The 12,169-nt window shown below is 66.6% G+C and carries 11 protein-coding genes; 6 read left to right on the forward strand and 5 right to left on the reverse strand.

All coding sequences use genetic code 11. The features are described from left to right. Nucleotides 1-26: 26 nt before the first annotated feature. Nucleotides 27-1,037, reverse strand: a complete 1,011-nt coding sequence (locus PTT45_RS10225; protein WP_273813114.1) for a DUF2804 domain-containing protein — start codon at nucleotides 1,035-1,037, stop codon at nucleotides 27-29. Nucleotides 1,038-1,224: 187 nt separating this feature from the next. On the opposite strand from PTT45_RS10225, the gene PTT45_RS10230 reads away from it, so the two are divergent. From PTT45_RS10230 to PTT45_RS10250, 5 genes are all read left to right on the forward strand, one after another. Next, a complete protein-coding gene (locus tag PTT45_RS10230; protein ID WP_273813301.1) occupies nucleotides 1,225-1,722 on the forward strand; it encodes a DUF2059 domain-containing protein in 498 nt (165 codons plus the stop codon). Nucleotides 1,723-1,735: 13 nt separating this feature from the next. Beyond that, entirely contained in the window at nucleotides 1,736-2,041 is a 306-nt protein-coding gene (locus tag PTT45_RS10235) for a BolA family protein (RefSeq protein ID WP_273813116.1), read from the forward strand. Between the two features lie 122 nt (nucleotides 2,042-2,163). Beyond that, the gene (trhO, locus tag PTT45_RS10240; RefSeq protein WP_273813118.1) at nucleotides 2,164-3,102 is read left to right on the forward strand and encodes an oxygen-dependent tRNA uridine(34) hydroxylase TrhO; all 939 of its coding nucleotides are present in this window, start codon (nucleotides 2,164-2,166) and stop codon (nucleotides 3,100-3,102) included. A gap of 114 nt (nucleotides 3,103-3,216) precedes the next feature. After that, nucleotides 3,217-3,816 carry a DsbA family protein gene (locus tag PTT45_RS10245; RefSeq protein ID WP_443218177.1) on the forward strand — a complete coding sequence of 200 codons (600 nt, stop codon included), beginning with the start codon at nucleotides 3,217-3,219 and terminating at the stop codon, nucleotides 3,814-3,816. Then, on the forward strand, nucleotides 3,809-5,587 hold the full coding sequence (locus PTT45_RS10250; protein ID WP_273813120.1) for an ABC transporter ATP-binding protein: 1,779 nt from the start codon (nucleotides 3,809-3,811) through the stop codon (nucleotides 5,585-5,587). The genes PTT45_RS10245 and PTT45_RS10250 overlap by 8 nt, the downstream gene beginning before the upstream one ends. A 65-nt stretch (nucleotides 5,588-5,652) precedes the next feature. On the opposite strand, the gene PTT45_RS10255 is transcribed toward PTT45_RS10250, so the two are convergent. The 4 genes from PTT45_RS10255 to ccoG all read right to left on the reverse strand — a co-directional run bounded on the left by PTT45_RS10255 (nucleotide 5,653) and on the right by ccoG (nucleotide 10,304). Continuing rightward, nucleotides 5,653-6,375, reverse strand: a complete 723-nt coding sequence (locus PTT45_RS10255; protein WP_273813121.1) for a TorF family putative porin — start codon at nucleotides 6,373-6,375, stop codon at nucleotides 5,653-5,655. A 289-nt stretch (nucleotides 6,376-6,664) separates the two neighbouring features. Continuing rightward, nucleotides 6,665-7,297 carry a hypothetical protein gene (locus PTT45_RS10260; RefSeq protein ID WP_273813122.1) on the reverse strand — a complete coding sequence of 211 codons (633 nt, stop codon included), beginning with the start codon at nucleotides 7,295-7,297 and terminating at the stop codon, nucleotides 6,665-6,667. A 119-nt stretch (nucleotides 7,298-7,416) separates the two neighbouring features. Continuing rightward, nucleotides 7,417-8,826: a GntR family transcriptional regulator MpaR gene (gene mapR / locus PTT45_RS10265; protein ID WP_273813123.1), complete on the reverse strand. Its 1,410-nt coding sequence runs from the start codon at nucleotides 8,824-8,826 to the stop codon at nucleotides 7,417-7,419. Nucleotides 8,827-8,888: 62 nt separating this feature from the next. Then, the gene (gene ccoG / locus PTT45_RS10270; RefSeq protein ID WP_273813124.1) at nucleotides 8,889-10,304 is read right to left on the reverse strand and encodes a cytochrome c oxidase accessory protein CcoG; all 1,416 of its coding nucleotides are present in this window, start codon (nucleotides 10,302-10,304) and stop codon (nucleotides 8,889-8,891) included. A 267-nt stretch (nucleotides 10,305-10,571) separates the two neighbouring features. On the opposite strand from ccoG, the gene PTT45_RS10275 reads away from it, so the two are divergent. Further along, entirely contained in the window at nucleotides 10,572-12,092 is a 1,521-nt protein-coding gene (locus tag PTT45_RS10275; protein ID WP_273813125.1) for a calcium-binding protein, read from the forward strand. Nucleotides 12,093-12,169 lie beyond the last annotated feature (77 nt).

Raw genomic sequence — 12,169 nt, forward strand, 5'->3', positions numbered from 1 at the left:
GTTCCCCGGCTTGTCTATCGGTGCGATTACCAGCGCGCGTGAGTGGCGCCGAGCCAGCCGCAGGCCCCGCTGACCGGGACCTTCTCGCCCTGCGGCCCGCGCAGCAGACCATCGAAGTGGCCGAACCACTGACGGGTGTCGGCATAGAAGGGGCCGAACTTGGGGCAGGCCCGGTGCAGCTGGCGCGGGGTGAAGTTCAGCTCGACCTGGCCGCTGGCGCTATGCAGCCGCCAGGGCTCCTGCGGGCCCAGCGGGCTCTGCTCGAAGAGTACTTCTTCATCCATGTGCAGGAGCTCGCCACCAAACCACAGGGCGTTCTCCGACAGGCCGCTGTATTCGGTCCAGACGCTGCCGAAGTTACCGGCGATGCCGCCGGGTGCGGCGAACACGGCGCGGGTCCAGTGGCTGTTCAACGGCCACACGCCACGGGCGAAATCGAGTGCGGCGAAGCTTTGCCCCGCGCTGCACAGGTACTGCTGACGGCCCAGCTGCAGATTTCCTGTTACCGGCAGGCCCAGTTGGCGGCAGCTGGCGTGGAAGCTGCGCTTGCCCATCGGGCAGACCAGGTTGACCGACTCCAGATGCTGCGGGCGCTGGATATCCAGCGCTACTTGCAGCGGCTGGCCACCGATGTCCGGGGCGATCACAGTCAGGCGGACCGCGTTGCCGCGATCATCGGCGCGCAGCTGCAGGCGGCTGTGGTTGAAGCTGTGGCTCTCCAGCGGCGTGTCCGGCAGCTCGCTGCCGAGGCCGAAGGGGCGCAATTGGGTATGCGAGGCCGATTTGCCGCTGTGCAGGTCGAGGAAGAAGGCGGAGCCGTAGCTCAGGTAGTCGAGGTCGGCGATGGTCAGCGCCAGCATCCAGTCCGGCGTGGTGATGCACCAGCGGTTCCAGCGTTTGCGCCGGCCTATGTTGCCGGGCAGGGCGCAATGCACCTGAGGGCGGCTGGACCAGCCGATGGCCTCTGGCAGGAGGCGGCCACGCGGGTCACACAGCGGCTGCAAGGGCGCGGCAAGCGGGTTGGTGAAACTGTTCATCAGACACGTCCATGTGTGGGGCAGGCACTGCTTATGCGAGTTATGGCCGGCCACCGAGAGAACGGCAATCATGCCCATCCACCGACTGTCGCGGCAAGTGCTGGCCTTTTGCTGCACTGCCGCGCGCTTGAGCCGTCGCGGCGCAGCGCGCAGAATGGCCGCCCGCGTTTTCCCCAAGGACTTCCCCATGATTCGCCTGCGCGCTGCCTGTTCCCTCCTGCTACTGCTGGTCTGCGGGCCGCTGCTGGCCGATCCCGCCAGCCATGCCGTCGAGGCCAAGCGCTTCCTGGAACTGACCCGCGCTGACAAGCTGGCCGTGCCGGCCTACATGCAGGTGCGCCAGATGTTCGCCCAGCGCTTCGTCCAGGCCGGTGGCAACGAGGTGCAAAAGGCGCTGCTCGAGCGCTACCAGGCCCAGGCGGTGACGGCGCTGGACAAGGTGGTGGGCGAGGGCAAGCTGGATAATGAGCTGGTCTCCCTCTATACCGACGCCTTTACCGAGGCCGAGCTCAAGGAGCTGCTGGCCTTCTACCAGACCCCGGTCGGGCGCAAGGTGCTGGAGCAGATGCCGCAACTGATGGCGCACTCCGCCCAGCTGACCCAGGAGCGCCTGCAGAAGGCCGTGCCGGAAGTGGACAAGCTGCTCGGCGAGATGACCGCCGAACTCAAACCCGCCAAGCAGTGAGGAGAGCACACCGATGAGCATGCGCGACAAGATCATCGCCGCCCTGCAGCCACTGCAGAACGAGCACCTCGATGTGCTGGACGAGAGTCACATGCACAGCCGTGGCCAGGAGACCCACTACAAGGCGGTCATCGTCAGCCCGCTGTTCTCCGGCCTCAACGCGGTCAAGCGCCACCAGAAGGTCTACGCCACGTTGGGCGAGCTGATGCAGCAGTTCCATGCACTGGCGCTGCACACCTACACCCCGGAGGAGTGGGCGCAGCAGGGCATGGCCCCCGATTCGCCGACCTGCCGTGGTGGCAGCAAGCACGACCATTGATCCCGCAGCGGGTGCCCTCGGGCGCCCGCCTGCGTTAGAATCGCCCCCGCGCCGGCTCTAGCCGGCGCTTTCATTTCATCCCCGGTCCGCCCTTTGCGAGGGTGACCACTGGAGAGCGTTTAATGACTGCGAAGATTGTTGTCGCGGCGCTATACAAGTTCGTGTCCCTGCCGGACTACGAAGCGCTGCGCGAGCCCCTGCTGAACACCATGGTCGAGTTCGGCGTGAAGGGCACCCTGCTGCTTGCCGAGGAAGGCATCAACGGCACCGTTTCCGCCACCCGTGAAGGCATTGATGGCCTGCTGGCCTGGCTCAAGCGCGACGCACGCCTGGTCGATGTGGACCACAAAGAGTCCTACTGCGACGAGCAGCCGTTCTACCGCACCAAGGTCAAGCTGAAGAAGGAAATCGTCACCCTCGGCGTGCCGGGCGTGGACCCCAACCAGCGCGTCGGCACCTACGTCGAGGCCAAGGACTGGAACGCCCTGATCAGCGACCCCGAGGTGCTGCTGATCGATACCCGCAACGACTACGAAGTCTCCATCGGCACCTTCGAGGGCGCCGTCGATCCCAAGACCCAGTCGTTCCGCGAGTTCCCGGACTACATCAAGGCCCACTACGACCCGGCCAAGCACAAGAAGGTCGCCATGTTCTGCACCGGTGGCATCCGTTGCGAGAAGGCTTCCAGCTACATGCTCGGCGAAGGCTTCGAAGAGGTGTTCCACCTCAAGGGCGGCATCCTCAAGTACCTCGAAGAGGTGCCGCAGGAGCAGAGCAAGTGGCAGGGCGACTGCTTCGTCTTCGATAACCGGGTGACCGTGCGCCACGACCTCTCCGAGGGCGACTACGACCAGTGCCACGCCTGCCGCAATCCGATCTCCATCGAGGATCGCCAGAGCCAGCACTACTCGCCCGGCATCAGCTGCCCGCATTGCTGGGACTCGCTGTCGGAGAAGACCCGCCAGGCCGCCCGCGAGCGCCAGAAGCAGATCGAGATCGCCCAGGCGCGCAACCTGCCGCACCCCATCGGCTACAACTACAAGGCGCTGCAGGAAGGCTGAGCCAGGGCAACATCCATGGCCGCGTCGCGCGATACACTGCGGCCATTCCTCGCCCTCTTGTCGAAGTAAGGATCACCCGTGCGCCCAGCCCGCCTGCTTTACGTGATGGACCCCATGTGTTCCTGGTGCTGGGGCTTCGCTCCGGTAGCCCGCGCCCTGGCCGAGCAGGCTGCGGCGGCCGATGTGCCTCTGCAGCTGGTGGTCGGCGGCCTGCGCCGACAGCAGGCAGCGCTGGAGCCGGCAGTGCGGGTGCGCATCCTCTCCCACTGGCAGGCGGTCAACGCCGCCACCGGGCAACTGTTCGACTTCGCCAACGCCCTGCCGGAAGGCTTCGTCTACGACACCGAGCCGGCCTGCCGCGCCCTGGTCACCGCGCGCCAGCTGGACGAGCAGAGTGCCTGGTCGCTGCTGCAGCTGATCCAGCAGGCCTTCTATACCGAAGGGCGCGACGTGACCCAGGGCCCGGTACTGGCCGAACTGGCCGAGCGTGCCGGCATCCCGCGCATCGAGTTCGCCGCGGCCTTCGACAGCCAGGCCATGCAGGCCGCTACCGAGGCCGACTTCACCTGGGTGCAGGACCTCGGCATCGCCGGTTTCCCAACGTTGTTGGCCGAGCGCGATGGCCAGATGGCCCTGCTGACCAACGGCTACCAGTCGCTCGAGGTGCTGCAGCCTCTGCTCGGGCGCTGGCTGGAGCATGCCGCCCATGCCTGATCGTTTGACCTGGGCGGAGATTCGTCGCCTGGCCCTGCGGCACCGCAAGGGCCTGATCCTGGCCAACCTGATCGCTGTGATTGCCACCTTGTGCAGCGTGCCGATTCCGCTGCTGCTGCCGCTGCTGGTCGACGAGGTGCTGCTCAAGCAGGGCGACGCCGCGCTCAAGGTGATGGACCGCTTCCTGCCGGTGGGTTGGGAGGGCGCCGCCGGCTACATCGGCCTGATGCTGGCGCTGACCCTGGTGCTGCGCCTCGGCGCGCTGGTCAGCAACGTGCTGCAGGCGCGTTTGTTCGCGCGCCTGTCCAAGGATGTGACCTACCGCCTGCGAGTGCGCCTGATCGAGCGCCTCAAGCGCATCGCCCTGAGCGAATACGAGAGCCTCGGCGGCGGCACCGTCAGCGCGCACCTGGTCACCGATCTGGACACCCTCGACAAGTTCATCGGCGAGACCCTGAGCAAGGTATTGGTGGCGCTGCTGACCCTGACCGGCACCGCGGCCATCCTGATCTGGATGCACTGGCAGCTGGCCCTGCTGATCCTGCTGTTCAACCCGCTGGTGATCTACGCCACCGTGCAGCTGGGCAAGCGGGTCAAGCACCTGAAGAAGCTGGAGAACGACAGCACCGCACGCTTCACCCAGGCACTGACCGAGACCCTGGAGGCGATCCAGGAGGTGCGCGCCGGCAATCGCCAGGGCTTCTTCCTCGGCCGCCTCGGCCTCAGGGCGAAGGAGGTGCGCGACTATGCCGTGGCCTCGCAGTGGAAGAGTGACGCCGCCTCGCGCACCAGTGGCCTGCTGTTCCAGTTCGGCATCGATATTTTCCGCGCCGCAGCCATGCTCACCGTGCTGTTCTCCGATCTGTCGATCGGCCAGATGCTCGCGGTGTTCAGCTACCTGTGGTTCATGATTGGCCCGGTCGAGCAGCTGCTCAGCCTGCAGTACGCCTACTACGCCGCCGGCGGCGCGCTGGCGCGGATCAACGAGCTGCTGGCGCGTGCGGACGAGCCGCAGCACGAGGGGCGCATCGACCCCTTCAAGGGCCGCGAAACGCTGGGCATCGAGGTGCGCGGGCTGAGCTTCGCCTACCGCGAAGACCCGGTGCTGCACGATCTCGACCTGTCCATCGCCCCCGGCGAGAAGGTTGCCCTGGTCGGCGCCAGCGGCGGCGGCAAGAGCACCCTGGTGCAGCTGCTGCTCGGTCTCTATACCGCCCAGGCCGGGACCATACGCTTCGGCGGCGCCAGCCTGGAGGAGATCGGCCTGGAGCGGGTGCGCGAACATGTGGCCGTGGTGCTGCAGCATCCGGCGCTGTTCAACGACACGGTGCGCGCCAACCTGTGCATGGGCCGTGAGCGCAGCGACGAGGCCTGCTGGCAGGCGCTGGAGATCGCCCAGCTGGCGGCAACCATTCGTGCGCTGCCGCAAGGTCTGGACAGCATGGTCGGTCGCTCCGGCGTGCGCCTCTCCGGCGGCCAGCGCCAGCGCCTGGCCATCGCCCGCATGGTGCTGGCCGAGCCCAAGGTGGTGATCCTCGACGAGGCCACCTCGGCCCTCGACGCCGCCACCGAGTACGCCCTGCACGCGGCCCTCGGTCGCTTCCTCAGCGGCCGCACCACGCTGATCGTCGCCCACCGCTTGAGCGCGGTGAAACAGGCCGATCGGGTGCTGGTGTTCGACGGCGGCAGCATCGCCGAGGACGGCGACCACCAGCAGCTGATCGCCGACGGCGGGCTGTACGCCAAGCTCTACGGCCACCTGCAGCACTGAATGAAAAAGGCCGCCCGCAGGCGGCCTGAATCAAGCAAGCAACGGCCCTTGAAAGGGCCTTGTTTTTAGAAGGACTTGGACACGGCGACGGTCAGGTTGGAGTCGCAGTAGTCGTCCTTGCCATAGGTGGCTTCGCAGACTTCAGCGTCGATGTCGGTGTCGGTGTAGGTCAGCGAGAAGTCCAGGCCGAGCATGGTCTTGCCGAGGCCGATGCTCCAGTCCTTGTAGTCGTCGCTGCCGGCTTTCTGGTCGGTCATGCCGTAGCTGGCGGAGGCGGTGATTTCGTACGGCAGCTCGTACTCGTAGCTGAGCCAGGTGTAAGTCGGATGAATCCCGGTCTCTACGCCGTACTTGTAGCCCAGAGTGAAGCCATAGGCGCTGACGCTGGGCATGATCTCGTAGCCGTTCCACTGGCTGGCCTGCGGGTAGGTGTACTTGGCCAGTTGCAGGTCGGCGGAGATGTCGTCGGTGAAGCTGTAGCCGTAGCCGACGTAGTAGTCGACTTCGATGTCGGCGCCGCTGGTGTTGCCCGGGAAGGCCGCGTCGTCGACGTTGGAGGCCCACACGCCGGCGTACAGGCCGCTCTCGTGAGCGACGTCCAGGCTGCCCTGGATCGCGGCTTCGCCGGCGGTCTGCGACTGGCCGCGCCAGATGTAGTCGCTGGCCAGGGTGGCGGTCATGCTGACGTCGAATTGGCCCAGCGGGCTGTCGACGGTTTCGGCGACGGCGACGCCGGCCATGGAGAACAGAGTAGTGGTGGAAAGAGCCAGGCTCAGTTTCTTCAGCATTGCAAACTCCTGAATGCGCAAAGTGTTGGGTGGCTTGACTGTTTCTATGTGCTCTAGCGGCAATTTCGGTTAAGCCAATTCGCTATAAGCGCTATTCGTGCCAGCTTTATAAAAACCGATATTTATCAGCAAATTGAGAGAGTTCAGGACGCGCGTGGCGAGCCCGCGAGCGGCGGCTGTGCACTTCGATTGAGAACTGCTGCGCATTTTTGGGGCGAAGCGCGGGCGAGGCGCGGGCGAGGCGTGAGGCGCGTTGCGGCAGGCGGGCTGCCGCAACGAGGGGAGGGGATTACTGCTTGGCGGCTTGCTTGGACTCCCAGGCCTGCAGGGCCTTGACCCGTGCCTGGCTGTCGGCCATGGGCTTGGTCAGCGAGTCCTTGTAGAAGTCCAGCCAGCTGCGCGAGCCCGGCGTCATGCCGGCCAGCTCTTCCATGCCGTCCTTCAGCGCATTGAGGGTGTGCTGGTAGTTGTTTTCCTGGCCGATCAGCGTGCGCGCGACCATGCGGATGTTCTCCCGGTCCTGCTCGCGGGTGTCCGCAGCCTCGGGGGCTGCAGCGGTTGATTCGCTAGGCGCGGCGGTCTGTTGTTGGGCCTGCAGCAGGATCAGGCGCTGCTGATCCTTGATCTGCTGTTGCAACGGGGCGATCTGCAGTTGCAGGGCGCCGACTTCCTTCTGCAGGGCTTCGACGCTGGCCATGCTCGCCACGGCGGCGGCATGCTCGTCTTCCTCGGGCTCGTCCGGGCCGCTGAGGGCGGCGACCAGGATCCAGGCGATCAGGTTCAGCACCAGAGCGCCGGCCAGACCGAAGATCAGCAGGCGGTTGAGCTTGCCGGCTTTCTCCAGTTGCTCGATGCGCTGCTGCTCGCTGGGCGCTTCACCGGATGCTTCGCTGGCGGCGGAAGTTGCGCTGTCGTCGCTCATGGTCGTCTGTCCTTGTTCTGGTATGGCACGGTGCCATTATTGCCCGCGACTCGGTCGCTGCCTACCCGCAGCATAGCCGCGAGCCGCGCCGGCCTGCCTGGAGTGGTGGTCTGGGGCTGCTAGAACGCGGCGAGGATGCGCCCGAGCAGCTCCATCGCGCTCTCGCTTTGGGCATCCCAGGGGTGGCCATGGTTCAACCGCGCGCAATGGCGGAAGCCACGGGTCGCGGAGAAGATCGGTCCCGGCGCCAGGCTGATGCCCTGGGCCAGGGCGAGCTGGAACAGCTGCAGCGAGTCGACCCGCTCGGGGAACTCGAACCACAGGAAGTAGCCGCCACTGGGGCGGGTGACCCGCGTCTCGGCCGGGAAGTGCCGGGCGGCGGAGGCGAGCATGGCCGCCTGCTGGGTCTCCAGGGCGATGCGCAGCTTGCGCAGATGGCGGTCGTAGCCGCCGTGCTGCAGGTAGTCGGCGATGGCCGCCTGGGCCGGCACCGAGGGCGAGATGGTGGTCATCAGCTTGAGCCGGCTGATCTGCTCGGCATAACGCCCGCCGGCCACCCAGCCGACCCGGTAGCCCGGCGCCAGGCTCTTGGAGAAGGAGCCGCAGTGCATCACCAGGCCGCCGCGGTCGAAGCTCTTCATCGGCCTGGGCGGGTGGGCGCCGTAGTACAGCTCGGCGTACACGTCGTCCTCGATCAGCGGCACCTGGTGCTGGTGCAGCAGTTCGTAGAGCTCGGCCTTCTTGGCATCGGAGAGGCTGGCTCCCATCGGGTTCTGCAAGCTGCTCATGAACCAGCAGGCCTTGATCGGCAGGCTGTTCAGGCGCTCGGCCAGCACGCCGAGGTCGATGCCCTCGCGCGGGTGCACGGGAATCTCCACAGCCTTGAGCTTGAGTCGCTCCAGTACCTGCAGGGTGGCGTAGAAGGCCGGCGACTCGATGGCTACCAGGTCGCCCGGCTGGGTCACCGTCTGCAGGCACAGGTTGAGCGCCTCCATGGCGCCGTTGCTGATCACCAGCTCCTCCAGCGGCAGGCGCACGCCGGCGACCATGTAGCGCAGGGCGATCTGCCGGCGCAGGTCGGGGTTGCCGGCGGTCATGTCGGCGATCACCGCATGCGCCGGCATGTCGCGCAGGGCGTGGGCCATGGAGCGCGCCAGGCGCGGCAGGGGGAACAGCTGCGGGCTGGGGAAGGCCGAGCCGAAGGGCACGGTGGCCGGGTCCTTCAGCGAGCCGAGCACGGAGAACACCAGCTCGCTGACGTCCACCTCGGTGCTGGTGGCGGTCGGTGCGCTGCTGCCGGGTTCGGCCAGCGCCTGGCTGGCCAGTTCGCGGACGAAGTAGCCGGAACGCGCGCGGGCCTGGATCAGGCCGCGATCCTCCAGCAGGTAGTAGGCCTGGAAGATGGTCGACGGGCTGACGCCGTAAGTGCGCCGCGCGTGGCGCACCGAGGGCACGCGCTCACCGGGGGCGAGCACGCCGCTGCGGATCAGCTCGGCTATCTGGTCGGCCAACTGTTCGTAGCGTTTCATCTCGCCCCTGACTGCGCTCCATGTGGGCGCACAGTCTAAGGGCTGGGGGGGCTGGCCTGCCATCAGCGCCCGCTCGGGGCGATGAAGGTGCTGTCGGCCTCCAGGCGCTCGTCACCGTCGCGCAGGTTGATCACCTCGAAGTGCACCGGTGCGGGGCTGCGGCCCAGTGGCTCGCGCTCCAGCACCACGCTGACCGGTACCTCGAGAATCTCGCCGGCGTCCAGGTGGATGTCGCTCGGCCCATTCAGGCTGAACGGCTGGCCTGCCACCAGGCCCAGGTGGTAGCGCTGCGGCTCCTGGGTCTTGTTGATCACCTTGAGGCGGTAGACGTTCTCGATCTGCCCGGCGGCGTTCTCGCGGAACATGCCGCGGTCCTTGGCCACATCGAGCGATACCAGTGAGCGCGCCTGCAGGGCCCAGGCGAAGGCGCCGATCATCAGCAGCAGGGCTACCGCGTAGCCGATCAAGCGCGGCCGTAGCAGGTGGCGGCGGCCACCCTGCATCTCGCTCTCGGAGCCATAGCGGATCAGGCCGCGGGCATAGCCCATCTTGTCCATGATGCTGTCGCAGGCGTCGATGCAGGCGGCGCAGCCGATGCACTCCACCTGCAGGCCGTCGCGGATGTCGATGCCGGTGGGGCAGACCTGGACGCACATGGTGCAGTCGATGCAGTCACCGAGGCCTTCGGCCTTGTGGTCGACGTCCTTCTTGCGCGGGCCACGGTTCTCGCCACGGGTGGCGTCATAGGCGACCAGCAGGGTGTCACGGTCGAACATCACGCCCTGGAAGCGCGCGTAGGGGCACATGTACACGCAGACCTTCTCGCGCAGCCAGCCGGCGTTGAGGTAGGTGGCGGCGGTGAAGAACAGGATCCAGAACAGCGCGGCGCCTTCCAGCTCGCCGCTGAACAGCTCCATGGCCAGCGGGCGGATCGGCGTGAAGTAGCCGACGAAGGTCAGCGCCGTGAGCAGCCCAACCGCCAGCCACAGGCCGTGCTTGGCGCCGCGGCGCAGCAGCTTGGCCGGGCCCCAGGGTGCGGCGTCGAGCTTGATGCGCTGGTTGCGCTCGCCCTCGGTGATCTTCTCCACCCACATGAACACCCAGGTCCACACGCTTTGCGGGCAGCTATAGCCGCACCACACGCGGCCGGCGAACACGGTGATGGTGAACAGGCCGAAGGCGCAGATGATCAGCAGCGCCGAGAGCAAGATGAAATCCTGCGGCCAGAAGGTGGCGCCGAAGATGTAGTAGCGGTGCTCGGCCAGGTTCCACAGCACGGCCTGGCGACCGTCCCAGTCCAGCCAGGCGGTGCCGAAGAAGATCAGGAACAGCAGGCCGGCACCGTACAGGCGCAGGTTGCGGTACAGACCGGTGAAACTGCGGGTGTGAATGGGGCCGCCGGCCTGCGCCGGGGTCATGCGGACTGGCTGGCGCGGGTCGATGGTATCGATGATCTGCGCCGGTATGCGCTCGCTCATGGTGGGCCTCTCGGGCTTCTAATCAGGCTGAGCGAATTGTGTCTGCCGGACTGCTTGGATAACAGATTCAGGTTGTGCGGCAAAAACCGTATCAGATGAGTCGCCAACGCCTTTCGTCGGGCCTGCCGATCATCCATGCGCGGCGCCCGGTCCAATGCGCGGGTGCGGGCTTTGGCCCGTGCCGCAGGCGTGCATGAAGGATTCCACCCGGGCGCATTACGGATCATGCGCCGGCCCGGTCAGGCTGATCACCGAACGGAGCTTGCTATGCCTACCGATAACAGCATGGGTTGGACCTTCTACGGTCTGGTCGAGGACCGCTTCTACGACGACGGCAACACCTACCTGAACAACAATCCTGGCGCCTATGGCTTCGCCCCCGGCGAACAGGTGCAGGGCCAGCTGGTGCTCAGTGGCGCCGCGCTGACTGCCTACCTGGCCGCGCTGGATGGCGCCGGCGTGGGCAGCGTGACGCTGGATGCTGCCAGCGGCGTGGACTTCCAGCTACCACTGCCGCGCGTGGATGGCCTCGACGAGGGCGACTTCACGCCCTGGGCCGCGCCTGTCCTGAGCCTGAGCAGCCAGGGCCTGGAGTTGCCACTGGCCGATGCCCGGGCCTTCCTGTTCTCGCAGAGCGATGAGGACGGGCCGAATTTCTGGATGAGCCAGGCCAGCGCCGGCGGCTTCTTCTTCCGCGATGACGACGATGTGCAGATGCACTTGCTCGGCGTCTGGGTGCCCAGCGCTGCGGTGGTCGACCAGGTGATCGGTGATGACGGCGGCGAGACGCTGCATGGCGGTGCGGACCTGAGCCTGCTGTTCGGCCGGGGCGGCAACGACTCGCTGCTGTTGCAGGGTGCCGGCTACGCCTGGGGCGGGCTCGGCGAGGACGTGCTGCGCGGCGGCAACGGCGACGACTGGCTGTACGGCGGCTATGACAACGATGTGCTCAGTGGTGGCGCTGGGGATGACCAGTTGCACGGCGAGGGCGGCGCGGACCGTATCAGCGGCGGCAGCGGCAACGACGTGATCCATGGCGATTCGCAGTGGCAGCCCGGCGGCGATGACAGGCTGTCCGGCAATGCTGGCGACGATCGCCTATTCGGCGGCTGGGGAGACGACATCCTGCGTGGTGGCGAGGGCGCCGACTATCTCGATGGTGGGGAAGGCAACGACACTGCCGACTACGGTGAGTCGGTGACCGGCATCGCCATGTCGCTGACGACCCAGGCGGGGACATACGAGGCCGCAGGCGATGTGTTGCTGAATATCGAGAACCTCAGTGGCAGCCGCTTCTCCGACTCGCTGGGCGGCGATGCCGGCGACAATCGCCTGCATGGCGATGCCGGTGATGACTGGCTGTGGGGCGGCGGTGGCAGTGACCGGCTCTACGGCGGTGACGGCAACGACGTGCTCAACGGTGGTGTGAACCGACCCGGTGCCGTGGATGGCGCCGACTACCTCACCGGCGGCGCCGGGCGCGACAGCTTCGAGTTCCTCATGGACGAATGGGTCAGCGTGCCTGTAGGCGAGGATGGCGACTACGTCGACTTCTTCCTGCGCCTGAACTTCGGCCGCGACAGCGTGCTCGACTTCGACCCGCAGGAGGATGTGCTGACCTTCGTCGGCGGGCCGCTGAGCTTCCAGTCGCTGAGTATCAGCGAGCAGCAGACCGGTTCAGGCGAGCTGGGCACCCTGATCACCCTGGACCAGAACAGCCAGGTGTTCCTGCTCGGCGTGGTGGCCGACCAGCTGAACGATGCCAACCTGCAGTTCGTCGGGGCCTGAGGGCCCGGCGGGCGCGGAGTTGGCCGAAAAAACCTGACTATTCTGCGACTTGGCAAAAAGCCATCTATACCTGTCTG

The organism is Pseudomonas sp. Gutcm_11s, from assembly GCF_028649395.1.
Taxonomy (GTDB): Bacteria; Pseudomonadota; Gammaproteobacteria; order Pseudomonadales; family Pseudomonadaceae; genus Aquipseudomonas.

Bases quoted from the DNA above. Each gene is read 5' to 3' on its own strand.
- PTT45_RS10245 (WP_443218177.1), top strand. From the start codon at position 3,217: ATGTGTTCCTGGTGCTGGGGCTTCGCTCCGGTAGCCCGCGCCCTGGCC.
- PTT45_RS10230 (WP_273813301.1), top strand. From the start codon at position 1,225: ATGATTCGCCTGCGCGCTGCCTGTTCCCTCCTGCTACTGCTGGTCTGC.
- mapR (WP_273813123.1), bottom strand. From the start codon at position 8,826: ATGAAACGCTACGAACAGTTGGCCGACCAGATAGCCGAGCTGATCCGC.
- PTT45_RS10275 (WP_273813125.1), top strand. From the start codon at position 10,572: ATGCCTACCGATAACAGCATGGGTTGGACCTTCTACGGTCTGGTCGAG.
- PTT45_RS10235 (WP_273813116.1), top strand. From the start codon at position 1,736: ATGAGCATGCGCGACAAGATCATCGCCGCCCTGCAGCCACTGCAGAAC.
- PTT45_RS10255 (WP_273813121.1), bottom strand. From the start codon at position 6,375: ATGCTGAAGAAACTGAGCCTGGCTCTTTCCACCACTACTCTGTTCTCC.
- PTT45_RS10260 (WP_273813122.1), bottom strand. From the start codon at position 7,297: ATGAGCGACGACAGCGCAACTTCCGCCGCCAGCGAAGCATCCGGTGAA.
- ccoG (WP_273813124.1), bottom strand. From the start codon at position 10,304: ATGAGCGAGCGCATACCGGCGCAGATCATCGATACCATCGACCCGCGC.
- PTT45_RS10225 (WP_273813114.1), bottom strand. From the start codon at position 1,037: ATGAACAGTTTCACCAACCCGCTTGCCGCGCCCTTGCAGCCGCTGTGT.
- PTT45_RS10250 (WP_273813120.1), top strand. From the start codon at position 3,809: ATGCCTGATCGTTTGACCTGGGCGGAGATTCGTCGCCTGGCCCTGCGG.
- trhO (WP_273813118.1), top strand. From the start codon at position 2,164: ATGACTGCGAAGATTGTTGTCGCGGCGCTATACAAGTTCGTGTCCCTG.